This window comes from Streptomyces sp. NPDC058637, from assembly GCF_042717325.1.
Lineage (GTDB): Bacteria > Actinomycetota > Actinomycetes > Streptomycetales > Streptomycetaceae > Streptomyces.
On the sequence record NZ_JBHXRD010000011.1, the window covers coordinates 135,701 to 162,419 of the forward strand.

23 protein-coding genes are annotated in these 26,719 nt (G+C 71.9%); 6 read left to right on the forward strand and 17 right to left on the reverse strand.

From position 1 onward, the window contains the following. The first annotated feature begins 57 nt into the window (after positions 1-57). The gene (locus tag ACFWVP_RS13870; RefSeq protein ID WP_384496389.1) at positions 58-555 is read left to right on the forward strand and encodes a MarR family winged helix-turn-helix transcriptional regulator; all 498 of its coding nucleotides are present in this window, start codon (positions 58-60) and stop codon (positions 553-555) included. Here the strand turns inward: ACFWVP_RS13870 and ACFWVP_RS13875 are convergent. Next, positions 514-1,290, reverse strand: coding sequence for a LuxR C-terminal-related transcriptional regulator (locus ACFWVP_RS13875; RefSeq protein ID WP_384496390.1), 777 nt, complete (start codon positions 1,288-1,290; stop codon positions 514-516). The genes ACFWVP_RS13870 and ACFWVP_RS13875 overlap by 42 nt on opposite strands. 268 nt (positions 1,291-1,558) lie before the next feature. Between ACFWVP_RS13875 and ACFWVP_RS13880 the strand changes: the two genes are divergently transcribed. Next, positions 1,559-2,065 carry a GNAT family N-acetyltransferase gene (locus ACFWVP_RS13880; RefSeq protein WP_384496392.1) on the forward strand — a complete coding sequence of 169 codons (507 nt, stop codon included), beginning with the start codon at positions 1,559-1,561 and terminating at the stop codon, positions 2,063-2,065. Here the strand turns inward: ACFWVP_RS13880 and galK are convergent. The 8 genes from galK to ACFWVP_RS13920 all read right to left on the reverse strand — a co-directional run bounded on the left by galK (position 1,986) and on the right by ACFWVP_RS13920 (position 14,511). Further along, positions 1,986-3,158, reverse strand: a complete 1,173-nt coding sequence (galK, locus tag ACFWVP_RS13885; RefSeq protein WP_384496393.1) for a galactokinase — start codon at positions 3,156-3,158, stop codon at positions 1,986-1,988. The two genes, ACFWVP_RS13880 and galK, sit on opposite strands and share 80 nt — an antisense overlap. Beyond that, a complete protein-coding gene (gene galE, locus ACFWVP_RS13890) occupies positions 3,155-4,135 on the reverse strand; it encodes a UDP-glucose 4-epimerase GalE (RefSeq protein WP_384496395.1) in 981 nt (326 codons plus the stop codon). The genes galK and galE overlap by 4 nt, the downstream gene beginning before the upstream one ends. Next, positions 4,132-5,184, reverse strand: coding sequence for a galactose-1-phosphate uridylyltransferase (gene galT / locus ACFWVP_RS13895; protein ID WP_384496397.1), 1,053 nt, complete (start codon positions 5,182-5,184; stop codon positions 4,132-4,134). Before galT ends, galE begins: the two co-directional genes overlap by 4 nt. A gap of 489 nt (positions 5,185-5,673) precedes the next feature. After that, a complete protein-coding gene (locus ACFWVP_RS13900; RefSeq protein WP_384496399.1) occupies positions 5,674-6,366 on the reverse strand; it encodes a LuxR C-terminal-related transcriptional regulator in 693 nt (230 codons plus the stop codon). Between the two features lie 225 nt (positions 6,367-6,591). Beyond that, on the reverse strand, positions 6,592-8,487 hold the full coding sequence (locus ACFWVP_RS13905; RefSeq protein WP_384496401.1) for a PQQ-binding-like beta-propeller repeat protein: 1,896 nt from the start codon (positions 8,485-8,487) through the stop codon (positions 6,592-6,594). Positions 8,488-8,545: 58 nt separating this feature from the next. Then, positions 8,546-10,420, reverse strand: a complete 1,875-nt coding sequence (locus tag ACFWVP_RS13910; RefSeq protein ID WP_384496403.1) for a PQQ-binding-like beta-propeller repeat protein — start codon at positions 10,418-10,420, stop codon at positions 8,546-8,548. A gap of 362 nt (positions 10,421-10,782) precedes the next feature. Then, entirely contained in the window at positions 10,783-12,564 is a 1,782-nt protein-coding gene (locus tag ACFWVP_RS13915; protein ID WP_384496405.1) for a PQQ-binding-like beta-propeller repeat protein, read from the reverse strand. A 129-nt stretch (positions 12,565-12,693) separates the two neighbouring features. Then, positions 12,694-14,511 carry an ABC-F family ATP-binding cassette domain-containing protein gene (locus tag ACFWVP_RS13920; protein WP_384496407.1) on the reverse strand — a complete coding sequence of 606 codons (1,818 nt, stop codon included), beginning with the start codon at positions 14,509-14,511 and terminating at the stop codon, positions 12,694-12,696. Between the two features lie 148 nt (positions 14,512-14,659). Here ACFWVP_RS13920 and ACFWVP_RS13925 point away from each other — a divergent pair, with 148 nt between their 5' ends. Further along, a complete protein-coding gene (locus ACFWVP_RS13925) occupies positions 14,660-15,304 on the forward strand; it encodes a lipoprotein (protein WP_384496409.1) in 645 nt (214 codons plus the stop codon). Between the two features lie 78 nt (positions 15,305-15,382). On the opposite strand, the gene ACFWVP_RS13930 is transcribed toward ACFWVP_RS13925, so the two are convergent. The 6 genes from ACFWVP_RS13930 to rsmI form a co-directional block, all read right to left on the reverse strand. Beyond that, positions 15,383-16,693: an acyltransferase gene (locus ACFWVP_RS13930; RefSeq protein ID WP_384496411.1), complete on the reverse strand. Its 1,311-nt coding sequence runs from the start codon at positions 16,691-16,693 to the stop codon at positions 15,383-15,385. Positions 16,694-16,765: 72 nt separating this feature from the next. Next, entirely contained in the window at positions 16,766-17,665 is a 900-nt protein-coding gene (locus ACFWVP_RS13935) for a 4-(cytidine 5'-diphospho)-2-C-methyl-D-erythritol kinase (RefSeq protein ID WP_384496413.1), read from the reverse strand. Next, positions 17,662-18,534 (reverse strand): 16S rRNA (adenine(1518)-N(6)/adenine(1519)-N(6))-dimethyltransferase RsmA, encoded by an 873-nt coding sequence (gene rsmA / locus ACFWVP_RS13940; protein WP_384496414.1) that lies wholly within the window; start codon positions 18,532-18,534, stop codon positions 17,662-17,664. Before rsmA ends, ACFWVP_RS13935 begins: the two co-directional genes overlap by 4 nt. A 247-nt stretch (positions 18,535-18,781) precedes the next feature. Continuing rightward, on the reverse strand, positions 18,782-19,648 hold the full coding sequence (locus tag ACFWVP_RS13945; protein ID WP_384496416.1) for a TatD family hydrolase: 867 nt from the start codon (positions 19,646-19,648) through the stop codon (positions 18,782-18,784). A 70-nt stretch (positions 19,649-19,718) separates the two neighbouring features. After that, positions 19,719-20,096 (reverse strand): hypothetical protein, encoded by a 378-nt coding sequence (locus ACFWVP_RS13950; RefSeq protein ID WP_384496418.1) that lies wholly within the window; start codon positions 20,094-20,096, stop codon positions 19,719-19,721. 172 nt (positions 20,097-20,268) lie between these two features. Beyond that, a complete protein-coding gene (gene rsmI, locus ACFWVP_RS13955) occupies positions 20,269-21,165 on the reverse strand; it encodes a 16S rRNA (cytidine(1402)-2'-O)-methyltransferase (RefSeq protein ID WP_384496420.1) in 897 nt (298 codons plus the stop codon). 53 nt (positions 21,166-21,218) lie between these two features. Between rsmI and ACFWVP_RS13960 the strand changes: the two genes are divergently transcribed. From ACFWVP_RS13960 to ACFWVP_RS13970, 3 genes are all read left to right on the forward strand, one after another. After that, a complete protein-coding gene (locus tag ACFWVP_RS13960) occupies positions 21,219-22,985 on the forward strand; it encodes a dolichyl-phosphate-mannose--protein mannosyltransferase (RefSeq protein WP_384496422.1) in 1,767 nt (588 codons plus the stop codon). A gap of 166 nt (positions 22,986-23,151) precedes the next feature. Continuing rightward, entirely contained in the window at positions 23,152-24,783 is a 1,632-nt protein-coding gene (locus ACFWVP_RS13965) for a penicillin-binding transpeptidase domain-containing protein (protein ID WP_384496424.1), read from the forward strand. A 93-nt stretch (positions 24,784-24,876) separates the two neighbouring features. Beyond that, on the forward strand, positions 24,877-25,380 hold the full coding sequence (locus ACFWVP_RS13970; RefSeq protein ID WP_384496426.1) for a YbaK/EbsC family protein: 504 nt from the start codon (positions 24,877-24,879) through the stop codon (positions 25,378-25,380). 192 nt (positions 25,381-25,572) lie between these two features. On the opposite strand, the gene ACFWVP_RS13975 is transcribed toward ACFWVP_RS13970, so the two are convergent. Together ACFWVP_RS13975 and ACFWVP_RS13980 are read right to left on the reverse strand one after the other, a co-directional pair. Beyond that, the gene (locus tag ACFWVP_RS13975) at positions 25,573-26,169 is read right to left on the reverse strand and encodes a hypothetical protein (protein ID WP_384496428.1); all 597 of its coding nucleotides are present in this window, start codon (positions 26,167-26,169) and stop codon (positions 25,573-25,575) included. A gap of 57 nt (positions 26,170-26,226) precedes the next feature. Continuing rightward, entirely contained in the window at positions 26,227-26,715 is a 489-nt protein-coding gene (locus ACFWVP_RS13980) for a GNAT family N-acetyltransferase (RefSeq protein ID WP_384496430.1), read from the reverse strand. Between the last annotated feature and the right edge of the window lie 4 nt (positions 26,716-26,719).

The following is a 26,719-nucleotide window of genomic DNA, read 5'->3' on the forward strand; positions in this document are numbered from 1 at the left end:
GTCAAGACACTTGAATTCAAGAGACTTCATGTCGAGGGACCCTCTACACTGATCGACATGGAGGACGAGGTCGACCGGCTGGTCGCTGCATGGCGCCGAGAGCGCCCTGACCTCGACGTGGAACCACTCGAGGTACTGAGCCGCGTCTCCCGCCTGGCCCGCCACCTCGACCGGGCCCGCAGGATCGCCTTCGCCGAGCACCACCTGGAGCCCTGGGAATTCGACGTCCTGACGTCGCTGCGCCGCGCCGGCGCCCCGTACCAGCTCTCCCCCGGCCAGCTCCTCACCCAGACCCTGGTCACCTCGGGCACGATGACCAACCGCATCGACCGGCTGACCAAGAAGAACCTCGTCGAGCGGCTGCCCGACCCGAACGACCGCCGCGGCGTGCTCGTACGGCTGACCGCGGAGGGCCGCGACAAGGCCGACCAGTCGCTGGCCGGACTGCTGGACCAGGAGCGGGCCATCCTGGGCGAGCTCTCCCACCACCAGCGATCCGAACTGGCCGGACTGCTACGCCAGTTGACCGCCCCGTTCGACAACATCCCCGGCTAGCGCGGCCGGGCCCACTCCGGCCCTCCGGGCCAGCGCCACCGCGGCCAGCGTCGAGTGCACACCCAGCTTTCCCAGCACGTTCTGCATGTGCGTACGCACCGTGTGCGGGGACAGGAACAGCCGCTCCGCCACCGCCTTGCGGCCCAGACCCGCCACCATGCAGCGCAGCACCTCACGCTCGCGCGGTGTCAGCGACTCCACGAGCCGCTCGCTCTCGGTGCGGTGCTTGCGCGCCGCGGTCAGCTCCCGCAGGACGCCGGTCAGCAGCGCGGCCGGCAGATGCGTCTCGTCCCGCAGCACGCCGCGTATGACCGCCAGCAGCCGTTGCAGCGAGCAGTCCTTGGCGACCCAGCCCGAAGCCCCCGCCTGCAGTGCCAGCGCGGCCCTGCGCGGGTCGTCCTTCTCGGCGAGCACCACCGTACGGATCGACGGCTGTCCCGAACGCACCCCGGCCACCAGCGAGATGCCGTCCACCTGGCCGTTCCCGTCCGGTACGGCGACGGGCACCGCGCGGGCGCCCGTGGGCAGGATGCCCAGCTCGGCGTCGACCAGCATCACGTCGTAACGGCGCCCCTCGGCCGCCGCGCGCTCCAGACACCGCAGGGCGGCGGGACCGCTGCCCGCCGCCGACACGTCCACGTCCGGCTCGGCCGCGAGGGCCGCCGCGAGGGACTCGGCAAAGATGCGGTGGTCGTCGACCACGAGAACCCGGATACGAGCCACAGACACCCCCATGCTGCGTGCTTTCCCGGGGCGCCCCTGATCGGCCTGCCCCGAACGGGACGGATCACTGCGGATACGACGCCCGCGACGTCTGTGGCGAACCGCCGTCCACGGCCGCCGCCGTGTCCGGCCGTCACCCGTCCCGGGCGTCGTATCCGACTGTCTCGTCCCCTGAATCAGCACCGGCCCCCACCGGTGCTGTGCATCAGCGTACGGCGGGCGGTGAACCGCGGAAGGCGATTCACGGAACTGACAGCCGAAGGTGTTTAGGGTGTGCTCCATGTTCCGTCTTGAGACAGAAGTGGACAAGGAACGTCGCATTCTGCTGGGCCGCCGGCTGCACGAGGACAACCGGAACGGATCGCCCGGGCTGCGCGCCCTGCGGTCCACCCCCGCCGAACACGAAGTCCCCCTGGAGGTCTGGCTCCTGGACGGGCGTGGGGCACTCGTCGGCGGGCTGTCCGGGCGGACCTGGGCCTACTGGCTCCATGTGGACCTGCTCTGGGTGGACGCCCGCCACCGCGGCCTGGGCCTCGGCGCACGGCTGCTCGCCGAGGCGGAACGCCTCGCCCACGACGACCGGTCCTGCACCCGCTCCCGGCTGGAGACCTGGGACTTCCAGGCCCCCGGCTTCTACCGGAAGCAGGGGTACGAGGTGGTCGGCGAGATCAAGGACTATCCGCCCGGCGTCGCCGAATTCATCCTGGTCAAGCGGCTGACACCCGTCGGGCCCCCGCCGAGGGAACCGCGGGGAAGACTCCTGGGGCGGCGTAACCGGCGGAAGTGAACGCCTCGCTCACGGACTTGGCGACCGTGTCGGCCGCCGCCTCCTCCACCAGCACGATCGCCGAACCGCCGAAGCCGCCGCCGGTCATCCTGGCCCCGAGTGCCCCGGCCGCGTTCGCCGAGGAGACCACCAGGTCCAGCTCCGGGCAGGAGACCCGCAGATCGTCGCGGAGCGAGACGTGTCCCGCGTTGAGCACCGGGCCCGCCGCGCGCACCTCGCCCGCGTCGAGCAGCGCGATGACCTGCTCCACCCGGTGGTTGTCGCTCACCACATGGCGGACGTAGCGCACGACGGACTCGTCCTCGCCCGCCGCCGCCAGGGTGTCGAGCGCGGCGTCGAGACCCTCGTACGGGAGGTCCCGCAGGGTGCCGATGCCCAGGGCGCGGGCCCCCGCCTCGCAGCCCGCGCGGCGTTCCGCGTAGGCGCCGTCACCCAGGGCGTGCTTGACCCGGGTGTCGACGACCAGCAGGTGCAGCCCGTGCGCCGCCAGGTCGAAGGGGACCTGGCGCTGGGTGAGGTCACGGGTGTCGAGGTACAGGGCGTGTCCCTCGGTGCAGCAGGCCGAGGCCATCTGGTCCATGACGCCGCAGGGCACTCCGACGAACGCGTTCTCGGCGCGCTGGCCGAGCACGGCGAGCTCCGGGGCGCTCAGGCCGAGTGCGAAGAGGTCGTTCAGCGCGAGGCCGGTGACGACCTCCAGGGCGGCGGACGAGGAGAGCCCGGCACCCACCGGGACGGTGGACGTGAGCTGGATGTCCGCGCCGGTGACGGGGTGGCCGGCCTCCCGCAGGGCCCAGACGACACCCGCCGGGTAAGCCGCCCAGCCGTGGCCGGAGTGCGGGGTCAGCTCGTCGACGCGCAGGGACACGACGCCGCCGGGTACGTCGGTGGAGTGCAGCCGCAGCACGCCGTCCGTACGGCGGGCGACGGCCGCGCGGGCGGTGTGCGGGAGGGCGAGCGGCATGACGAAGCCGTCGTTGAAGTCGGTGTACTCACCGATCAGGTTCACTCGTCCGGGCGCCGCCCAGATCCCCTCGGGCGCGGTTCCGTAGAGCTCGGTGAAGGTGGCGGTCAGATCGGCGTTCTCGGTCATGGCGTGGTGGGTTCCTCTCGGCGGGCGAACGTCCAGGCGTCGGCGACGATTCCGGCCAGGTCGGCGCGGGACGGCTGCCAGCCGAGCCGTTTCCTGGCGGTGGCGGCGGAGGCGACGAGGACGGCCGGGTCGCCTCCGCGTCGCGGGGCGGCGATCTCGGGTACGGGGTGGCCGGTGACCTGCCGGACGGTCTCGATGACCTCCCGCACGGAGAAGCCGTTGCCGTTGCCGAGGTTGCAGATCAGGTGTTCGCCCGCGGTGGCCGTTTCCAGGGCCAGCAGATGGGCGTCGGCGAGGTCGGCGACGTGGATGTAGTCGCGTACGCAGGTGCCGTCCGGGGTCGGGTAGTCGTCCCCGTACACGGAGATCGCCTCGCGCTGTCCGAGTGCGACCTGGAGGACCAGCGGGATCAGGTGCGACTCGGGGCTGTGGCGCTCGCCGCAGCTGCCGTAGGCCCCGGCGACGTTGAAGTAGCGCAGCGAGACGGCGGCCAGGCCGTGCGCGGCCGCCTCACCGGTGATCATGTGGTCGACGGCCAGCTTGGAGGCGCCGTACGGGCTGGTGGGGGCGGTCGGGTCGGACTCCGTGATGGGGCTGGAGACCGGCTCGCCGTAGGTGGCGGCGGTGGAGGAGAAGACCAGGGTCCGCACGCCGGCGTCGCGCATGGCGGAGAGCAGGGCTGTGGTGCCGCCGACGTTGTTCACCCAGTACTTCTCGGGGTTGACGACGGACTCGCCGACCTGGGAGTACGCGGCGAAGTGCAGCACCCCGTCGTACGAGGAGTCCAGCCACTTGGCGGCGTCCTGGACGCGGCCCTCGATGAATTCGGCCCCGTCGGGGACTCCCTCGCGGAAGCCGGTCGACAGGTCGTCGAGGACGGTCACGGTGTGACCTGCCTCCAGCAGATGCGCGGCGACGACACTGCCGACGTATCCCGCGCCGCCTGTCACCAGGTACTTCTTACCGGGGTTGCTCACTCGCTCGCTACCTCTCGCAGTCGCTGGGCCGCGGCCTCCGGCGGCACGTCGTTGATGAACACGCTCATGCCGGACTCGGAGCCCGCGAGGAACTTCAGCTTGCCGGAGGTGCGCCGGATGGTGAAAAGCTCCAGGTGCAGCCCGAACTCCTCCCGGCCGGGGACCCCGAACGGCGCCTGGTGCCAGGCCGAGATGTACGGGGTCGGCGGCTCTCCGGGGCCGAAGATCCGGTCGAATCGCCTCAATAGTTCCAGATAGATCTGTGGGAACTCTGTGCGGGCGGCGTCGTCGAGCTCCCGCAGGTCGGGTACGCGGTGGCGCGGGTGGAGGTGGACCTCGTAGGGCCAGTGCGCCGCGTACGGCACGAAGGCGACCCAGTGCTCGCCCTCCAGGACGACACGGTCGCCGTCGGCCAGCTCCCGGGCGACGACGTCGTCGAAGAGGTTGCGGCCGGTCTCCGCCAGGTGGTTGGCGGCCGAGCGCATCATCAGCTCGGTGCGCGGGGTGACGAAGGGGTATCCGTAGATCTGCCCGTGCGGGTGGCCGAGGGTGACACCGATCTCGGCGCCCCTGTTCTCGAAGCAGAACACCTGGGTGACCTGCGGGAGTTCGGCGAGTTCGGCCGTACGGTCGGTCCAGGCGTCCAGGACCAGGGCGGCCTGCTCCTCGGTGAGTCCGGCGAAGGACACGTCGTGGTCGGAGGTGAAGCAGACGACCTCGCAGCGGCCCGAGTCACCGGCCAGTGACGGGAAGCGGTTCTCGAAGACGGCGACGTCGTAGTGGCTGTCGGGGATCTCGCTGAGCCTGCCCTCCCGTGAGGGGCAGAGCGGGCACTCGTCGGCGGGCGGGTGGTACGTGCGTCCCTGCCGGTGCGAGGCGATGGCCACCGCGTCGCCGAGCAGCGGATCGCGGCGGATCTCCGAGTCCCCCTCAGACGCGGAGACGGCGTCCAGCGGCCGCCGGTCGACGGCATCGCGGACGACGTCGTCCGCGGAGTCGTAGTAGATCAGCTCCCGGCCGTCGGCGAGTGTCGTGACCGTCTTCTTCACCAGGCTCCTCCATGCAACCCCGTCAAACATAACCGCACACAACAAACCACAAGCAAACACGCACGTCAATGCCCGCCGAGGCCGCCCCACCTGCGGGATGACCCGGTGCGATCAGGATCGAACAGAGACGGGCACGACTATCGTGCGGATTCCCCACGTGAAGGCATAGTTTTCGACACTCCGTGGGCAACCTGGCGGAGGGTGGTGCGGGCACTGGCACCCAGGCGGAGGACGGTGCGGGCACGGACGCCCGGGCGCGAAGGGCCGGCTCCCGTACGGATGCCCAGGCGGAGGGCGGTGCCGGCGCAGGCGCGCAGGCGGAGGGGCGGTGCGGGCACGGACGCCCAGGCGGAGGGCGGTGGCGGCGCGGTGCCTCGACGACCGGCCGCTCCACGGTTCACGCGCGGGCACCCTCGGCACGCGGGCCCGTCACGCCGCAGAACGGCCTCCGCCGCACCACGGGCGCCGGACCGTCACCCGTTCATCCGTTCAGGCGAGGCCGTCCGGCCCCTGCCGTGTGTCCGCCGCCCGGTCCAGAAGCCCCGTACGGGCCGCGAGGGCCGCGGCCTCCAGCCGGGAACTGACGCCCAGCTTCATCAGGACGCGCTGCACATGCGTCCGCGCGGTGCTCGGCGCGATGCCCATCCCGGCCGCGATCAGCCGGGTGTCCTCGCCCTCGGCCACCCGCACCAGCACCTCGACCTCGCGCGGGGTGAGCATCCGCAGCAGCCGCTGGCCCTCGTCGTCCGGCTGGACCGCCGGATGCAGCAGCTCGGCGAACGCCCCCCGCAGCAGCTGCGGGGCGACCGCGGCCTCGCCCGCGCGGGCCTTGGCCATGGCGCGTTCGACACCCTCTATGCGCTCGTCGTGACGGACGTATCCGGCCGCCCCCGCGGCGAAGGCCGCCGCGATCCCGCGCGGGCTCGGCACCGGGCCGAGCACCACGACGGCCACCTGCGGGCGTTCCCGCCCGATCCGCACGATCGGGTCGAACGCACCCGGCTCGGCGGGCGCCGCCGTGCCGAACAGGCAGACCTCCGGCGCCCGGCTGATCACCAGCTCGGCGGCACCGGACGTCGGCGCGGCTGCCGCGAGTACACGGTGGCCGCGCAGTTTCAATGCCGAGGCGAGCGCCTCGGCGAGCAGACGGTGGTCATCGACCACCATGAGCCGCACGCCCATCGAGCAACCCCCCATGTACTGCTGTGCAACTCTGGAAACAGGCCCCCCGGCCCCATGCCCCGGCAAGTTACACGCTTGTTCGAGATGGCGCGCCCTCTACCCGGCAGAAGCCCCCCAGAATGCCGAATCACGCTTCATTCAGGGCTACTTGACGGTCAGAAAACGACCGGCCCTGCCGGTCGACTGATCAACCGGCAGGGCCGTCACCGCTCACCCGCGGAGGGTTCAGCTGGTGGAGAAGGAGACGACGAGGTACTCCTTGTCGTCGAACGCGCTCTTGCGGGGCTCACTGATCATCGTCTCGGAGATGAACAGCCGGCCCTTCCCGTAGATGAACTCGGCGTAGTCGAAGGAGAAGCTGGTCTCCGCGTCCCTGACCGCCTCGTCGTCCGGATTCTGCATCAGCACGGTCTCCTTGAAGGTGGAGCCGTCGATGGAGACGATCTGGCCGCCCTTGTCGTACGGGGGCTCCTTGTACGCGATGACGTTGGTGCCGTCCATCCGCAGCGGGGTCAGCGTGTAGCGGTCGCCGGCGTCCGCCTTGCCGCCGACGAGCTTCCCGGTGGTCAGGTCGAAGGCGACGATCTCGTTGGTGTCGCCGTACTCCCCGCCGCCCTCGTGCTCCTCGGTCGGCACGTAGATCCGGTTGTTGCCGACGGTCACCGAACCGCAGGTCTCGACCTCGGTGGAGCCGCAGCGCGCCGCGTACTGGTCGGCGTCGGCGGAGATCCGGACGATCAGCTTGCCGGTCGCCGCGTCGATGGAGAAGAAGTCCGAGATGCCGCTGCCGTCACCGGCGGTCCTGCCGACATCCGCCGCGACGACGAGTGGCTTCGTGGAGACGATGCTCGCGTACTCGACACCGGCCGGCATCTCGTACGAGGACAGCGGGGCGCCGGTGGCAGGGTCCAGTGCCTGGATCGTGAGCTGAGGTTCGTCGTAGGAGCCGCACTTGCGGACCGCGGCGAGGGCCGCGCCGCCGCCGTAGCCCTTGTCGTAGCAGTTGTCCGTGTCGGTCTTCGGCTTCCACAGCTCGGCGCCGGTGGTGAGGTTGAACGCGGCGCCGCCGCTGGTTCCGCCCGTGGCGACCGTGGTGCCGCTGAGCGTCACCTCGTCGAACTTGACGGCCTGGTCGCCGCTCGACGCGGAGGTGACCGACTTGTTCCAGAGCAGCTTGCCGGTGGCCAGGTCGAGCGCGCCGACCTGGCTGCAGGAGGGGTACTTGTCCCCCTTGGTCGGCTTGCCGTCCTCGAAGAGGACCGCGGTCTTGTAGTCCTTGCTCATGTGCCGGGAGGCGGCGCAGAGCTGGCCCTCCAGCGGGATCGACCAGAGCTCGGTGCCCTTGGCGATGTCGTAGCCGACGATCTCGAAGAGGCCGGTCTTCACGTACGCCTTGTCGGTCAGCCAGGAACCGCTGACCGTGGTGGTCTCGGTGACCTTCGGGTGGGGCAGCTGGAAGCCCACGGAGGACTTGGGGTCCGCCGGCGCCTCCTCGGTGCCGCCGCCGCCCGGTCCACTGCCCGAACCGCCCTTGCCCTCACCGGTCGTGCCGGCCGAGGACGCCTCGGTCTTCTTGCCGCCCTCGTCGTCACCGCCGCTGGAGGCGTAGATGACTCCGCCGCCGACGATCAGCACCACGGCGACGACCGCGGCGAGGATGATCTGCGTCTGCGTGGAGAACTTCTTGCCGCCGTTGTCCGGCTGCGGTGCCCCGTACTGCTGCTGCATCGGAGCGGTCGGATAGCCGTACCCCTGCTGCGGGGGCACGCCGGGCGGTACCTGCTGCGGGAATCCGTAGCCGGGCTGCGTCGGCGGCTGCCCCTGCGGATAGCCGTACGACGGGTTCTGCCCCTGGCCCGGCGCAGGTCCCTGCGGGTAGCCGTACGACGGGTTCTGCCCCTGGCCGGACGGAGGCGTCTGCGGGGCGCCGAATCCGCCGGGCGGGGGCGGCGGGCTGCCGTAGCCGCCCGCGGGCGGGGTCGGCGGTTCGGCGGGCGGCTGCTTGCCGAACGGGTCGGCGGGCGGCGGGGTGGGCGCGCCGAATCCGCCCGGCGGCGGGTCCTGCGGGGCTCCGAATCCGCCCTGGGGCGGATCGTTGGGCGGCTGGGGCGGCTGAGTCATGGCGTACGTACCTCTGAGGGGTCTGAGGAGAGGGGGCTGCGGGTACCGTCGTGATCCGTCACTTGCCGAAGGCCATCATGGTCTTCTGCGACTTCTCTTCCTTGTCGTTCGAGGCACTGACGCGCCCGCTCACGATGAAGGAACGGCCACCCGCGTAAGCGATCTCCGACGTGAAGAAGGAGCTCTCGATCCGGGTCGTCGAGGCCGGGTGCTGCAGCACCACGGCGGGCGCGCCGCCGGTCGGCGCGAGCGTGGCGATCGCCCCGCCCTTGTCGTACGTGGCCTCCACGTAGAGCAGGACGTTGCCGCCCTCCATCCGCAGCGGCTTCACGACGCGTCCGGCGGGGGCCGCGGACTTCCACTTCGGCTTGCCGGTGTTCAGGTCGAACGCGACGACCTTGTTGGTACGGCTGGAACCGCTGGTGTCGTCCTCGGTCGCCATGTAGAAGCTGTTGGCGTCCGCGGCGATCCCGGTACAGCCTTCGAGCTTCTCACCGAAGATCGAGAAGTCGTTGCCGCAGTCCACGGCGAACTTGTCCTCCTTGTCACCCACCAGCTGGGAACGGAGCGTGCCGTTCTCCTTGATGGCGAGGATGGACCACTTCTTCTCCTCGCGCTGGGTCAGCGAGACGACGAGGGGACTCACCGAGTAGACCTTGTCGACCTCCCAGCCGCGCTGGGGCTTGTACGTCCACTTGGGCTTCCCCGTGGAGGGGTCGATCTCCTGGACCTGGTGCTGGGGGTTTTCCACGTCATCGGTGCGGCAGCTGGTCGCGGCGATCAGCTTGGGGCCGCCGGCGAAGGCGAACGGCTGGCAGGTGCCCGCGGGCTTGCCGAACAGCTCCTTGCCGTCGCTGACCCGGTAGGCGTTGGAGTTGCCGGTACGGCCGACGGTCACGGTGTCGCCGCTGATCGCCAGGCCGATGTCGGACATCAGGTCCCAGGTGCCGTTCTTCGTGATCGACTTCTTCCAGCCGGCCTTGCCGGTGTTGAGGTCGACCATCTGCAGATCGGCGCAGTCGGCCTTGTCCGTGGTGCCGTTCTCCACACCGATGACGATCTTGCCGTCGGCCGTGGGGTTGTTGGGCGCCGCGCAGAGGTCCGCGGGCAGCGCGAGGGTCCACTTCTGCTTGCCGTCGGCCACCGAGTAGCCCGCGAGCGAGCGGTACATGCCCTTGACGATCGTGTCACCGACGATCCAGGGGCCGTGCACGTCCGCGCCGTTGCGCGGGAGGTCGATGTCGTTCGTCGTGAGCCAGAGGACCTTGGCCTCGCCCGCCTTGCGCCCCGCGTTGAGGTCGTCGTCCACCTCGCGGCCGTCGCCGTTGCCGTCACCCTCGTCGACGGTGGGCGAGGCGCTCGGATCCGCCGGCCCGGTGCTGGTCCTGGCGACGGGCTTCTTCTCGTCGTCGCCGCTCGTGGCGAGGAAGATGCCACCGCCGACGACGAGCAGCGCGGCGAGCGCCGCACCGATGACGACCGCGGGCTTGCCCTTGAAGGGGCCGCCCGTGCCGGAGCCGCCGGGGACGGGCGCGCCGGGGTACTGCTGCTGCGGGTAGCCGTGACCGCCGGGCTGCGTCGGCTGACCGTATGCCCCGGGCTGCGTGGGCTGACCGTAGGCCCCCGGCTGCGTGTACGGGCCCGGCTGGGCCGGCTGTCCGTAGGGGCCGGGCTGGGCGCCGTACGGGCCGGGCTGCTGGCTGTACGGGCCCGGGGCCTGCGGGTAGCCGTAACCCGGCTGCTCGCCGGGGGCCTGCGGGTAGCCGTAGCCGGGCTGGGGCTGCGGCGCGCCGGGAGGCGGCGTCTGCGGTGCGCCTCCGGGCGCCTGCGGCGGGGTCTGGGGTGGCGGCGGCGGCTGAGGAGCTCCCTGCGGCGGCTCCTGCGGAGACCCGAAGCCTCCCTGCGGCGGTTGCTGGCTGGGCGGCTGGGTCATCAGCACGTCCCCCTTCGTGCGGTGCGGTCCGGTGTCCTGTTCGTTCTCCCCCGCGATTCCGGCAGGGCGGGATGCCCCCGGAAAGGAGCGAATGGGACATGGAGTCCGCGGTGTTACGACAGTCGAGCGGGGCTTCTTTGTACCACCCGCCTGACGCCGCACACCGGGTCGGTCCGCCCCCTGTTCCCAAGGGAGGACCGGCTCGTGATGCCGCCGTTACGCATGCACGGGACCCGGCCGGGAGCCCTGCGGCCGACGCTCCGTCAACTTGCCCCGACGTAGGCGGCTTTGACGAAATGCCGCAGACACTTCCTGACGTATCACCCGCTTTTGTGCCGTAATCAGCGGATCACACGGAACCCTCACCTGCCGAAGACCATCAGGGCCGTGGCCGCCATCTCCTCCGCGTCGTCGTCCGCGCTGATGCGGCTCGCCATGACGAAGGCACGCCCGTCGACATAGGCGGCCCTCGCCCGGAAGAGCGTCGCCTCCGTCGGGGCGCCCGCCGCCGGATGCCGGAGCAGCGTCCTGAGCGCGCCCCCGGAGGAGGCGAGCGTGGCGAACGAGCCGCCCTTGCGGTATGAGGGCTCCACACGGATCAGTACGTCGTCGCCCTCCATCCGCAGCGGCAGAACGTTCTGGTCCTCGGGCCCGGTCACGTCCCACACGGTCCGGCCTGTCGCCAGGTCGAAGGCGACGACCTTGTTGGTGCTGGACTCCTTGGTCACCTTGGGCAGGGTCGCCAGGTACAGCTTGTCCGCGTCGGCCGTGACCCCGGCGCAGCCGTCCAGGGTGCCGCCGGTCTCCACGGAGTCCTCGCCGCACCTCACCGCGTAGTTCTCGGTGCCGGTGACCAACTCGGAGCGGTAACCGCCGTCCTCGTCGAGGACGACCCCGGCCCACTGCTCGTCCTTCTGGATCGCGATGACGAGCGGCCGCGCCGAGAACACGTGCGTGATCTTCCAGCCGTCCTTCACCCGGTACGTCCACAGCGGCTTTCCGGTGACCGGGTCGACCTCCTGGACCTGCTGGCGGACGGGGTCGGCGGGCTCCACCTGGCAGCTGACGGCGGCGATCATCCGGGGGCCGCTGGTGAAGGCGAACGGCTGGCAGACATCCTTCCGCTTGCCGAACAGCTTCGTCCCGTCACTGACCCGGAAGGCGTCGGTGTTGCCGGTGCGCCCGAAGGTCACCGTGTCCCCGCTCACCGACATCGCGACGTGCGACAGCCCGTCCTGGATGTCGCTGCGGTCGACCGTCTTCTTCCAGCCCGCCTTGCCGGTGCGCAGATCGATCATCTGCAGGACCGAGCAGTCCGCCTCCCGCTCCGAGACGTTGTCCTCGACGCCGACGACGATCTTCCCGTCGTCGGTGGGCAGGGAGGGCGCCGCGCAGAGGTCGGTGGGCAGGGCGAGGGACCACTTCTCCGCGCCGTCGGACTGCGCGTAGCCGGAGACCGTGCGGTACATGGCCTTGACGACGGTGTCCCCGGCGAACCAGGGGCCGTACGCCTCCTCCCCGTACTGCGGCAGGTCGACGCCGTTCTCCCGCAGCCAGAGCACTTTCGCCTCACCGGGCTTGCGGGCGGCGTTGAGCTCGGCGGCGGTCGGTCCGGCGGTCTTCTCGTCCTTGCCGTCGTCCTTGCCGGAGCCCGAGCCGGTCGGGTCCCCAGTGCCCTTTCCCGCCACGGGCTTCGCGTCGCTCCCGTCGCCGCTCGTGGCGAACCAGACGCCGCCCCCGGCGACGAGCAGCACGGCGAGAACGGCACCGATGACCAGCCCGGCTCTGCCCCCGAACGGCCCGCGCCCGCTCCCGGACCCGCCGGTCCCCGGCGGCGGGGAGCCGGCCCCGTACGGCGCCTGCGGCGGATGGCCCTGCGGCCCGGGCTGCGGGGCGTACGGCCCCGGCGCCCGCTGCCCGTAATGACCCGGCTGCTGGGTGTACGGTCCGGGCTGCTGCTGCCCGTAGGGGCCCGGCTGCTGGGTGTACGGCCCCTGCGGGGCGCCCTGCGCCGGGGGGTAGCCGTACGACGGGGACGCGGGCGGGTAGCCGTACGACGGGCCTGCGGGCGGTGGGCCCTGCGGGGGGTCGTACGGTGCCCCGAAGCCCCCCTGCGGCGGTTGCTGGCCGGGTGGCTGGGTCATCTGCGCGTCCCCCTTCGAGCGGCACGGCCACCGCAAGGTCACCGCGATTCGGGCAGCCTACTTTCTACCACCCGCCTCACCCGACCCTGCGGCCCCACCTGCACCGGAGGGCTCGTCATGCGCCTGCGGTCAGGCGTCCTCGGCCAGTTCGAGCCAGCGCATCTCCAACACGTCCCGTTCCGCGACCAGTTCCCGCAGTTCCGCGTCGAGCTCGGCCACCTTGCCGAAGTCCGTGGCGTTGTCGGCGATCTGCGCGTGCAGGGCCGTCTCCCTGGTCGACATCTTGTCGAGCTGCCGCTCGACCTTCTGCAGTTCCTTCTTCGCGGCACGCGCCGCCTGCGGCGACACGGCCTCCGCCGGTGCCGTCCGGGGCGCCGAGGCCGCCGCGGCGGAGGCGGGCGTGGCCGTCTCCTCCATCCGCTGCCTGCGCTCCAGGTACTCGTCGATCCCGCGCGGCAGCATCCGCAGCGCCCTGTCCCCGAGGAGGGCCATCACCTTGTCGGTGGTCCGCTCGATGAAGAACCGGTCGTGGGAGATCACGATCATCGACCCGGGCCAGCTGTCGAGGAGGTCCTCCAGCTGGGTCAGGGTCTCGATGTCCAGGTCGTTGGTGGGCTCGTCGAGGAAGAGGACGTTGGGCTCGTCCATCAGCAGCCGCAGGATCTGCAGCCGCCGCCGCTCACCACCGGACAGGTCGCCGACCGGGGTCCACTGCTTCTCCTTGGTGAAGCCGAACTGCTCGCAGAGCTGGCCGGCCGTCATCTCCCGGCCCTTGCCGAGGTCGACCCGGTCGCGTACCTGCTGGACGGCTTCGAGCACGCGCAGGTTCGGGTTGAGCTCCGCGACCTCCTGCGAGAGGTAGGCCAGCTTGACCGTCTTGCCGACGACGATCCTGCCGTCCGCGGGCTGCACGTCGCCCTGGGTGCGGCAGGCCTCGGCGAGCGCCCGGAGCAGCGAGGTCTTGCCCGCGCCGTTCACACCGACCAGGCCGATGCGGTCACCGGGGCCGAGCTGCCAGGTGAGGTGGGTGAGCAGGGTCTTGGGGCCGGCCTGGACGGTCACGTCCTCCAGGTCGAAGACGGTCTTGCCGAGCCGCGCGTTGGCGAACTTCATCAGCTCGCTGGTGTCGCGCGGCGGCGGCACATCGGCGATCAGCTCGTTGGCCGCCTCGATGCGGTAGCGCGGCTTGGACGTACGGGCGGGGGCTCCGCGCCGCAGCCAGGCCAGCTCCTTGCGCATCAGGTTCTGCCGCTTGGACTCCTCGGTCGCGGCGATCCGCTCCCGCTCGGCCCGGGCGAACACGTAGTCGCTGTAGCCGCCCTCGTACTCGTGGACGGAGCCACGCTGGACGTCCCACATGCTGGTGCAGACCTGGTCGAGGAACCATCGGTCGTGGGTGACGCAGACGAGTGCGGAGCGGCGGGTACGCAGGTGCCCGGCGAGCCAGGAGATGCCCTCGACGTCGAGGTGGTTGGTGGGCTCGTCGAGGACGATCAGGTCCGGCTCGCCGATGAGCAGCTTGGCCAGTGCGATGCGGCGCCGCTCACCACCGGAGAGCGGGGCGATGACGGTGTCCAGGCCGTGCTCGAAGCCCGGCAGGGCGAGGCCGCCGAACAGCCCCGTCAGCACGTCGCGGATCTTCGCGCTGCCCGCCCACTCGTGGTCGGCGAGATCGCCGATGACCTCGTGACGGATGGTGGCCTTCGGGTCGAGCGAGTCGTGCTGGGTGAGGACACCCAGGCGCAGCCCGCCGTTGTGGGTGACCCGGCCGGTGTCCGCGTCCTCCAGCTTGGCGAGCATCCGGATGAGCGTCGTCTTGCCGTCGCCGTTGCGGCCGACGACGCCGATCCGGTCGCCCTCGGACACCCCGAGGGATACACCGTCGAGCAGGGCACGGGTGCCGTACACCTTGCTGACCTGCTCGACATTGACCAGATTGACGGCCATTTCACTCCTGCGTCGGGGATCCCTGCGGTGGGGACCGCTCGACGTCCCAGAGTAGTCGCCGTGGGAGGTGCGATAGCGTGCGGCGATCGATCATGGGGAGTAACCCCAGGTCGGAGCGGTACGGAACATCTCCGGGGTGGGGGACTTCATGATGCGTGTCACGATGCGGACCTTGATACCGGTGGTCCTGGCGGCCACGGCTGCGGCGGGCTGCTCCGCCGGCGGTACGGACGCGGACCCGGGGAAGAACGGGGACGGCGCCCCCTCGAAGGCGGCCGGGACCGCGAGCCCGCAGGCCGCCGCGAAGGGCGGCACGCTCGGCGGCGCGGGCTCGGCCTGCGAGCTGCCGGTGACCTTCGACCTGGCGGCGGACTGGAAGCCGCAGGCCGTCGATGTGGACCCCGGCTCCGAGCTCGCGGTGGCACTGGGGCAGCAGGGCTCGGCCACGATGGTCTGCGAGATCGACGCCAAGCCGGCCGGCAACATCGGCTACCTCCGGGTCTGGCGGGGCAAGGGTCCCGGCACCGCGCCGCGAGCGGCGCTGGAGGATTTCGTGGCCGGCGATCCGAAGGCCTCCGGGGCGTCGTACGAGGCGATGGAAGCGGGGTCGGTGGAAGCCGCGGAGGTCACCTACACGGTGGAGGTGCTGGACGGGCGGAAGACGGAGAGCGCCTTCGCGGTCGCGACACCGGACGGCCCGGTCGTGGTGCACCTGGGCGGGCTGGACTCCGAGGAGCACCGGGAGATGCTGCCCGCGTACGAGCTGGCGAAGAAGTCCCTGGAACTCGGCTGACGGTGCGCGCCCGGCGGCCTTTGCCCCGCCCTTGACCACTACGGCCGTTGAGTGGCTTCCCGCAGGCGCACACCCCGCTCACCGGCCCGCGCGCTCCACGAGCAGCCAGCCGCCGAGTGCCATCGCCACGGCCGCCGGGGCGCTGACCCGTACGGCGATCAGCAGTGCCGTGTGGCCTTCCAGCAGTCCGCCGTAGCCGACCATGGACAGGCCGAGCACCCCCAGCAGGGTGAGCGTCACTCCGAGGGCCGAGAGGGGGCCCGAGCGGTCGCCCCGGCCGGGGACGGCGGAGACCGGCCGTTCGAAGGTGCGGAAGACGGCGACCAGGGCCGCGGTGACCGCGGCGGCCACCGCGATCCGCGGCGGCACCTGCGCCCACCAGGCGCCGGTGGCCGGCTCGGGCAGCGGGATGCCGAGGGCGAGCATCGCCCCGTACACGCCGAGCATCGCGGTGAGGTGCCAGAGGAACGCGGTCATGGCGACGCCGTTGGCGGCCACGACCGTGCGCCAGACCCGGGGCCGGGCCACCAGCCGCGCCCCGGGAGCACGCAGCAGCTCCACCGCGCCGACGAGCCAGAGGCCGTGGCACAGCAGCGCGAGGGTGGGCGGGGCCATGTTGCTGATCTTTTCGCCGGGCATGCCGACCATCGACAGCGGATACGGGCCGAGGGCCACCAGCGCGGCGGCCGCGCCCAGTCCGGCCCCGGCGAGGAGCGCGGGGCGGCGGATCCGGCCGTCGGCGCGCAGGAAGCCGAGCTGGTGCACGGCGAGCCAGACGAACGCGAAGTTGAGGAATTCGAGGTACGGCACCCCGGCGGCGAACCTCAGTACGTCCACCGCGGCGGCGGCCCCCGCGAGCGCGGCGAACGCCCCCCAGCCGTAGCGGTCGTGGAGCTTCAGCAGCGGCGGGGTGAACGCCACCATCGCCAGGTAGATCCCGATGAACCAGAGCGGCTGGGTCACCAGCCGGAGTGTGACGCCGGTCAGTCCGCCGCCCCCGCCGAGCAGTTGCACGATCAGCGCGGCGGCGCCCCACACCAGGACGAAGACCATGGTGGGCCGTAGCAGCCGCTGGAGCCGGGCCCGCAGGAACGCCGAGTAGACGGAGTCCGTGGAGCCCTCGGGGCGCTTGCGGAGCAGTGAACGGTAGGACAGGGCGTGGGAGAAGCCGCCGACGAAGAAGAACACCGGCATGATCTGGAGCACCCAGGTCAGCGGTTGCAGTCCGGGGACGACGGCGAGGAGGTTGCCGACCCCGCCGGTGGTGACGGCGGCCATCAGCCAGTGGCCGAGGACGACCGTCCCGAGCGAGGCGACCCGCAGCAGGTCGATGTAGCGGTCCCGGGTGACGGGCGTCGCCCCGGCCAGTTCGCGAACACTTGATCCCATACGGATACGGTCGCGCCGCACGCCCGGGGGCGGCAGCGCGACCGTACTCAATTCCCGTCCGAGTACCGGCGGTCAGACGACCGTGGCGCCCGGCGCCGGGGACACGGCCACCCGGGCGGTGCGGCACGTCCCCGAGGTGAGCAGCGCGTCGGCCACCTTCCGCGCCGACTCCGCGTCGGCCACCAGGAACGCCGTGGTCGGCCCGGAACCCGAGACCAGCGCGGCCAGGGCGCCCGCGGCGGTGCCCGCCGCGAGGGTGTCGGCCAGTGCGGGGCGCAGCGAGAGCGCCGCGGCCTGCAGGTCGTTGCTCAGGGCTCCCGCGAGCGCGGTGGTGTCCCCGGAGCGCAACGCGGCCAGGAGCGCGGCGGAGGCGGCGGGTTCGGGCACGTCCGTACCGGCGGTGAGCCGGTCGAACTCGCCGTAGACCGCCGGGGTGGAGAGTCCGCCGTCGGCGACCGCGAAGACCCAGTGGAAGGTGCCGCCGACGTCGGCCGTGGTCAGCTGCTCGCCGCGGCCGACGCCGAGGGCTGCCCCGCCGACCAGGCTGAACGGCACGTCGCTGCCCAGCTCGGCGCAGATGGCGAGCAGTTCGTCGCGGGTCGCGCCGGTGGACCACAGGGTGTCGCAGGCCAGCAGCGCGGCGGCGCCGTCGGCGCTGCCGCCCGCCATGCCGCCCGCGACGGGGATGTCCTTGGCGATGTGGATGTGCACGTCGGGTGCGATGCCGTGCCGCCCGGCCAGCGCGATCGCGGCGCGGGCCGCGAGGTTGGTGGCGTCCTGCGGGACCTGGGCGGCGTCCGGGCCGGAGCAGGTGACGCGCAGCTCGTCGGCGGGGGTGACGGTGACCTCGTCGTACAGGCCGACGGCGAGGAAGACATTGGCCAGGTCGTGGAAGCCGTCGGGTCGCGGGGCGCCGACCGCGAGCTGCGCGTTGACCTTGGCGGGCACACGGACGGTGACGCTGTGGGTCATGCGGAGGGCTCCGGCTTGTTCTCGGCGACGGCGGCGAACTCCTCGACGGTCAGCATCTCGCCGCGTGCCTGCGGCGAGATGCCCGCCGCGACCAGGGCAGCCTCGGCCGCCGGCGCGGAGCCCGCCCAGCCGGCCAGGGCGGCGCGCAGTGTCTTGCGGCGCTGGGCGAAGGCGGCGTCGACGACGGCGAAGACCTCGGTCCGGCTCGCGGTGGTCCGGATCGGCTCGGTACGCCGCACCAGGGACACCAGCCCCGAGTCGACGTTGGGCGCGGGCCAGAACACCGTGCGGCCGATGGACCCGGCGCGCTTGACGTCGGCGTACCAGTTGGCCTTGACCGACGGCACCCCGTAGACCTTGTTGCCCGGCTTGGCGGCCAGCCGGTCGGCGACCTCGGCCTGCACCATCACGAGGGTCCGCTCGATGGTGGGGAAGCGCTCCAGCATCGTGAGCAGGACCGGCACGGCGACGTTGTACGGGAGGTTGGCGACCAGGGCGGTGGGCGCCGGGCCGGGCAGCTCCGTGACCAGCATCGCGTCCGAGTGCACGAGGGTGAAGCGGTCGGCGCGTCCGGGCAGCCGGGCGGCGACCGTGGCCGGCAGGGCGCCCGCGAGCACGTCGTCGATCTCGACGGCGACGACCCGGTCGGCCGCTTCCAGCAGGGCCAGGGTCAGCGAGCCCAGACCGGGCCCGACCTCGACCACCACGTCGTCGGGCCGCACCCCGGCGGTCCGTACGATCCTGCGGACCGTGTTGGCGTCGATGACGAAGTTCTGACCGCGCTGCTTCGTGGGGCGTACGCCCAGCGCTGCGGCCAGCTCGCGGATGTCTGCGGGGCCCAGGAGGGCGTCGGGCTCAGTGGTGCTCACCCGTCAAGCCTACGGCCGCCACCGGGTCCGGGATCCGCCGCCCACCCCGCCCCGGGCCTCCCAGGGCTCCGCCGCCTCCCGGTCCTGTCGCACGGCCCGGCCTCCCCTACCTCCCGGCGGCCGACGACCTCGTCGCCGTCGTCGAGCCCGGCCCCGGGGGGCCGGGGGCGGCCGGGGGAGGCCCCCCCGGCGCCGGGGGAGCCCCCCCCTCCGGAGCAAGGTGGCTACCCGGCGTGGCGTACCGGGGTCAGAAATCGAACGCTCGCGCGGTGTTGTCGTAGACGGCGGAGGCCAGTCTGTCCTCGTCCGTGCCCCGCACCTCGGCCATCGCGCGGAGCGTCACCGGAATGAGGTAGGGAGCGTTGGGCCGTCCTCGGTACGGGGCGGGGGTGAGGAAGGGCGCGTCCGTCTCGACGAGCACGAGCTCGGCCGGCGCCACGGCCAGTGCGTCGCGCAGCGGCTGGGCGTTCTTGAAGGTGACGTTGCCGGCGAACGACATGAAGTACCCGGCCGCCGCGCAGATCCGGGCCATGTCGGCGTCACCGGAGTAGCAGTGGAAGACCGTCCGCTCCGGCGCGCCCGCGTCGGCCAGGATGCGCAGCACGTCCGCGTGCGCGTCGCGGTCGTGGATGACCAGGGCCTTGCCGTGCCGCTTGGCGATCTCGATGTGCGCCCGGAAGGACTCCTCCTGGGCGGCGATGCCCTCGGGGCCCGTACGGAAGTGGTCGAGCCCGGTCTCCCCGACACCGCGTACGTGGTCGAGTGCGGCCAGCGCGTCGATCTCGGCGAGCGCCTCGTCCAGCGCCGCCTTCCCGCCCGGCTCGCGGACCCCCTGTCGCGCCGAGCCCTCCGGGTCGCCGTGCACGATGCGCGGTGCCTCGTTGGGGTGGAGGGCGACGGAGGCGTGGACGGAGGGGTGGGCCGCCGCGGTCGCGGCCGCCCAGCGCGAGCCCGCCACGTCGCAGCCCACCTGGACGACGGCGGTCACGTTGACCGCCGCCGCCCGGGCCAGGCCCTCTTCGACGGTTCCGTCCTGCATGTCCAGATGGGTGTGCGAATCGGCGACCGGAACCCGGAGGGGTTCGGGCAGCGGCGGCGCGTCGGTACGGCTCATGCCCACGACTCTACGAGGGCGCGGACCCCGCCCCACCGCGGGTGGGAAGGGCTCCCGTCCGCGGTGGCCGTCACCGGCGGTGGAAGGGACGCAGCAGGTCGGACGGTCGCCAGTGGTGGGGTGCGGCGCCCGGTGCCAGGACGGCGGCGGGTACGGCCGCTTCCTCCACGGCCGCCTCGGGGTCGGCCTGCTTCTGCCGGAGCAGCCGCTGAACGGTGGAGACCCGGCCGGACCGCATGATCCGGACCACGTGCCCGTCGCAGTTCGCGCAGGTCGGGGTGGACAGGGGCGAGGGCACACGCTCGCCGTCGGCCGTGTACACCACGAAGGCGTGGCCGGCGCCGTCCACGTGGTGCTCTATCTCGTAGGCCTGTTCCCAGCCGTATCCGCACCGCATGCAGGCGAACGCGTAGGCCTCGTGCACGGTGCTTGCTGCGATCTCACTCATGCCTGCTCCTCTTGTCCGCCGGACAAGCACTCCGGACAAGCACTCCGGGTGGTGCGTTCCACCTTCAAGTGGACGCCTTTCCCGGCGGCGACGCACCAGGTCTGCCGAGTGTTGGAACGCTCTTGGCCCATCCATGGCCAAAGGGCCCGGGTACGCGGCTCGCGCTTTACCGTCAGGCTAGTCCCTTGCCCTCCGCGGTACCCGTTCTGGCCGCGTTCTTTGCCGCGACCACCGCATCGAACACCTCACGCTTGGGCAGTCCGGCCTCGGCGGCGACCGCGGCGATGGCCTCCTTGCGCCGCTCCCCCGCCTCCTCGCGCACCTGCACCCTGCGCACCAGCTCCTCGGCGTCCAGACCCTCGTTCCCGGCGGCCGTGGCGCCCTCGACGACGACGGTGATCTCGCCGCGCACGCCCTCGGCCGCCCAGCTGGCCAGCTCGCCGAGCGGGCCGCGCTTCACCTCCTCGTACGTCTTGGTCAGCTCCCGGCACACGGCGGCCCTTCGGTCCGTGCCGAACACCTCGGCCATCGCGGCCAGGGTGTCGTCCAGCCGGTGGGGTGCCTCGAAGAAGACCATCGTGCGGCGTTCGTCCGCGACCTCGCGCAGTTTCCCGAGCCGCTCGCCCGCCTTTCGCGGCAGGAAGCCCTCGAAGCAGAACCGGTCCACCGGCAGCCCGGACAGGGCGAGCGCCGTCAGCACGGCCGACGGGCCCGGCACGGCGGTGACCCTGATGTCCTTCTCGACGGCCGCGGCAACGAGCCGGTAGCCGGGGTCGGAGACGGACGGCATCCCGGCGTCGGTGACCAGCAGGACGCGCGCCCCGTTGACCAGCGCCTCGACGAGTTCCGGCGTACGCGCGGACTCGTTGCCCTCGAAGTAGGAGACGACACGCCCCGTCGTGTGGATACCGAGCGCCTGGGTGAGCCGGCGCAGCCGCCGGGTGTCCTCGGCGGCCACCACGTCGGCCGTCTCCAGTTCGGCGGCGAGCCGTGGCGGGGCGTCCGCCACGTCGCCGATGGGGGTCCCTGCGAGCACGAGCGTTCCAGTCGTTCCAGTCACATCGGCCATCCTCCCAGCACGGGCGGCACCACTCGCACGGATGCGTTCCCTACGATGGCGCGGTGACGAGTACTGCGCCCGAAGCCCAGCAGGGCCACGACGCCGGGGATCACACCGGCGACCAGCCGCCTTCCTGGCAACAGCGGCTGCGCCGCTTCGGCCATTCCCCACGGCCGGAGACCGGGCTGCGCGAACGCCTGGTGCCCCCGTACACCCGCCCGGGACGGCAGTTCTGGGAGGTGCTCGCCGTGCCTGGGACCCTGGCGAACCACCTGGTCCGCTGGTCGGCCTGGGGCGGTCCGCTCCTGGTCGCCCTGGTGGCCGGGGTGCTGCGCTTCTGGAACCTGGGCAGCCCGAAGGCGGTGATATTCGACGAGACGTACTACGCCAAGGACGCCTGGGCCCTGATCAACCAGGGGTACGAGGGTTCCTGGCCCAAGGACGTCGACAAGTCGATCCTCAAGGACCCGTCCTCCGTGGACATCCCGGTGGATCCCGGCTACGTCGTGCATCCGCCGGTCGGCAAGTGGGTCATCGGCATCGGCGAGCAGATCTTCGGCTTCACCCCGTTCGGCTGGCGCTTCATGGTGGCGCTGCTCGGCACCGTGTCGGTGCTGATGCTGTGCCGCATCGGCCGCCGGCTCTTCCGCTCCACGTTCCTGGGCTGCCTCGCGGGCACGCTGCTGGCCGTGGACGGGCTGCACTTCGTGATGAGCCGCACCGCGCTGCTCGACCTGGTGCTGATGTTCTTCGTGCTCGCCTCCTTCGGCTGCCTGCTCCTCGACCGTGACCGGTCCCGCCGCAGACTGGCCGCCGCGCTGCCGGTCGACGAGGAGGGGGTGCTGCGTCCGGACGTCCATGTCGCCGAGACCCTCCGCCTCGGGCTGCGCCCCTGGCGGATCGCCGCGGGTGTGATGCTCGGACTGGCTTTCGCCACGAAGTGGAACGGGCTCTACATCCTGGCCGCGTTCGGTGTGATGACGGTGCTCTGGGACGTGGGCGCGCGACGCACCGCCGGTGCGCAGCAGCCGTACCGCGCCGTCGTGCTGCGGGACCTGCTGCCCGCGTTCGTCTCGACGGTGCCGGTCGCGATCGGCACGTACCTCGCCTCGTGGACCGGCTGGATCGTCACGGACAAGGGGTACTACCGCGACTGGGCGGCGACCGAGGGCAAGGGCGGCAACTGGACCTGGCTGCCGGACTGGCTGCGCAGCCTGTGGCACTACGAGCACCAGGTGTACGAGTTCCACGTCGGCCTGACCTCGGGTCACACCTACGAGTCCAACCCGTGGAGCTGGATCGTGCTGGGCCGCCCGGTCTCGTACTTCTACGAGGAGAAGGCGGGCTGCACCGCGTCGGAGAGCGGCAAGTGCGCCCGCGAGGTGCTGGCGATCGGCACCCCGCTTCTGTGGTGGGCGGGCAGCGTGGCGCTGCTGTACGTGCTGTGGCGCTGGTTCTTCCGCCGCGACTGGCGGGCGGGCGCGATCGCGTGCGGTGTGGCGGCGGGCTGGGTGCCCTGGTTCTTCTACCAGGAGCGGACGATCTTCCTGTTCTACGCGGTCGTGTTCGTGCCGTTCCTCTGTCTGGCGGTGACGATGATGATCGGCGCGCTGCTGGGCCCGGCGCCGGGGACGGGGCCCAGGCAGGAACTGGGCCTGGGCACCGGCGATCCGACGGGCGAGCGGAGACGGACCCTGGGCGCGATCGCGGCGGGGGTCCTGGTGCTGCTGATCGTCTGGAACTTCGTGTATTTCTGGCCCCTCTACACGGGCACGTCCCTGCCGGAGGACTCCTGGCGGGACCGGATGTGGCTGGACAGCTGGGTGTGACCGGACGGCCGGGAACGAACGGCGCGAGCCTGGGGGAGAGCGCTCTCGCCCGACGTGTCGCGGTCCGATAACAACCCCCTCACCCGTCACTCCTGTCCCGTACAGTGCCGAGGACATCCCCCCTGAACACGTTCAAGGGGGACTCCTGGGGAGGGGGACTGCAGACATGCGCAGTGGAGTGAGGGTAGCCGTGGTCGGCGGTGCGTTCGTGCTCGTGGCGGGCGGGATCGGCTACGGCGCCTACAGCGTGGTCGGGGGTGGTGGCGACGGCGGTACAGAGACCGCGGCCGCGTCCGGCGAGGTGCGGACCGGGCCGCCGAGCGAGTCCGAGATAGCCGAGACGTCGAAGGACTTCCTCAAGGCGTGGGCGTCCGGCGACGCTACGGCCGCGTCGCTGCTCACCAACAACAAGGACGTCGCCGAGCCGCTGCTGGCCGGCTACGCCTCGGACGCCCACGTCACGAAGGCGGTGATCACGCCGGGTGCCGCCGTCGGCGCGAAGGTGCCGTACACGGTGAAGGCGACGGTGTCGTACGAGGGGAAGACCAAGCCCTGGTCGTACGCCTCGGAGCTGACCGTGGTGCGGGGCCTCACCACCGGTAAGGCCCTCGTCGACTGGCAGCCGACGGTGATCCACCCGCAGCTGACCGAGGGCGCGTCGCTGCGGACCGGCGAGTCGTCGACGGCGGCGATCGAGGCCGTCGACCACGACGGCAAGGTCCTCGACAAGGAGACCTACCCGTCGCTCGGGCCGATCCTGGACAGTCTGCGCGAGAAGTACGGCGCCGAGGCGGGCGGGTCGCCCGGCATCGAGACCTGGATCGAGCCCGCGGACGAGGTGCTTCCCGACACGACGCTGCTGACCCTCACCAAGGGGAGGCCAGGCAGGCTGCAGACGACGCTCGACGCGGGCGCCCAGGCGGCTGCCGAGAAGGCGGTCAAGCAGTTCGGCGGGGCGTCGGTGGTCGCCGTGAGGCCGTCCACCGGATCGATCCGCGCCGTGGCCAACAACCCGGCGACCGGCTTCAACGCGGCGATGCAGGGCAAGCAGGCGCCGGGTTCCACGATGAAGATCGTGACGGCCGCGATGCTGATCGAGAAGGGGCTCGTCTCGTCGACCAGCCCGGTCGAGTGTCCGAAGGAGGCGACCTGGCAGAGCCGGACGTTCCACAACCTGGGCAACTTCGCACTCCCGCCCACCGATACGTTCACCACCAGCTTCGCCCGTTCGTGCAACACGGCGTTCATCAAACTGATCGACGACACCAAGGACGACGCCGCACTCTCCAAGGAGGCCCGGGACGTCTTCGGGATCGGCCTCGACTGGAAGACCGGCATCGTCTCCTTCGACGGCAGCGTCCCCGAGGAGACCGGCGGCGAGGCGGCCGCCCAGTACATCGGCCAGGGCACCGTCCAGATGAACGCGCTCAACATGGCGTCCGTCACCGCCACCGCCCGCACCGGCACCTTCCGCCAGCCCGTCATCGTGCCGCGCGACCTGGACGACCGTCAGCTCGCCTCGGCCTCCCGCCCGCTCTCGCAGAACGTCACCCGGCAGCTGAACGACATGATGCGGGCCACCGCCTCCTGGGGCACCGGCAAGGCGGCCATGGCCTCGGTCGGCGGCGACAAGGGCGCCAAGACGGGCTCGGCCGAGGTCGACGGACAGGGCACGTCCAACAGCTGGTTCACCGGCTTCAGCGACGACCTCGCGGCCGCGGCGGTCGTCCAGTCCGGCGGCCACGGCGGCGACGCGGCCGGCCCGGTGGTGGCGGCGGTCCTGCGGGCCGGTTCCTGACCGGGGTTGCCGTCGTGGTGCCGTCCCGGCCACGGCGGGGACGCGCCGAAACCGTCTGGTGCGGGAGCCGGGCCGTTCAGTAGCGTGCCGGGCATGAGCACATCCGACATCACCCCCGCCCCCACCCACTCCGACGCCCACCCGCGGTTCGCCGAGGCCCTGCGCGAGCTGGGCCTCGACGTCGAGGTTCGCCGCTTCCCGGATGCCACCCGCACCGCGGCGGAGGCCGCCGCCGCGATCGGCTGCGAGCTCAGCCGGATCGTCAAGTCGCTGGTCTTCGAGGCGGACGGCGTCCCGGTCCTGGTCCTGATGGACGGCTCGTCCCGGGTGGACGTCGGGCGCGTGCGCGACGAGCTGGGTGCCGGAGAGGTCCGGCGGGCCGGGGCCGGCCTGGTCCGGGAGACCACGGGTTACGCGATCGGCGGGGTGCCGCCCTTCGGCCACGTGACGAGGACCCGGGTGCTGGCCGACCGCGGCCTGCTGGACCACCCGGTGGTCTGGGCCGCCGCGGGCACCCCGCACACCGTCTTCGCGCTCGACCCCGCCACCCTGATCGGGCACGCGGGCGGCACCCTGGTGGACGTACGCGAGCAGTAGGCGCGACACCGCTGGTGGCGGCGGCCGTCCTGGCCGCTGCCCTCACGCACGCCTCCTGGAACGCGATCACGCACGCCATCCGCGACCGGTCGCCGTCCTTCACCCTGATCTCCGGGGGGCGGAGCCCTGATCGGGGCCGTCCCGGCCTGCTTCGTACCGCTCCCGGCGGCCGGCGCGAGCCGGCCGGGCCGGTCAGAACTTCCCCGACTGCTCCTCGGTGCGGTGCCCCAGCCGCCTGCGGAAGTCCGCGAGGAAGCGGGTGCCGAGCGGCGGCCAGCCCCAGAAGTTGAAGGCCAGCGCGCCGAGGTCGAACCCGGCGCCGAACTTCCAGTCGGTGACCGGGGAGGAGACTCCGCACGCGGAACAGGGCGCCGTGCCGGCGCCCGTCTCCTTCCATGCCTCGATGCCGTCCAGGAACGGCTGCCAGGCTTCCGGGTCCGCCTCCCACGACTCCGGGTGGTCGATGATCACGGTCGTCGTCGCGCACCGCGGGCAGGTCGCGGAGTCCGCCTCGCTCTCCCCCTGGCCACCGACGTGGTAGTCACGGCCGACAACGACCGCGACAGGGCCCGGGATCCACGAAGGATCGGAGGAATCGGCCACCGCCCGCGCCCAGTCGGGGCCGGGTACGTACCCGACGTCGACGGACAGGCTGTACATGGCGTCCTTGGTCGTCCCGCGCGTGATCAGCCCTTCGGCGACCATCCAGTCGACCATCCGCCCGGCGAGCGGCCCGGCGTCCTCGCCGGTCACGTCCAGATCGACGATCCGCTCGAAGAAGTCACCCATCGGCGTCTCCCGTGTCCTTGTCGGCTCCGCTGCGTCCTGACCCGTCACTTCACTGTGTCACAGGGGTACGACGGCGGACGCCGCCAGTTCCACGACCACCTCGTCGTCCTCGACATCACCCGTCGGGCGGAAGCCGAGAGAGGTGTAGAGCCGCCCCGCCGCCGTGTTGCCGGGCGCGTACGACAGCCGGACCACCTCGCAGTCCTCCCGCTCCGCCAGCCACGCGGTGAGCGTGCGCACGACGGCGCGTCCGACGCCCCGGCCCTGTTGAACGCCGTCGATCAGCATGCCGCCGATCCAGTACGAACCGTCCTCGTCCCGGGCCCACATGACGTGCCCGACGACGTCGTCGCCCGCGCACACGGCCAGCGAGTGCCAGGTGTCCTCGCGTGTCGTCAGGAGCAGATAGCGCGCGGCCAGCGCGGGAACGTGGTCACGCTGGTCGTCCAGCGGGGCGACGTCCGCGACCGCGCGCCAGTTGTCGGCGTCGATGTCGCGCAGGGCCACCCGTCGGCCGAGACGGTCGGAAACTCCATGATCAATCATCGGG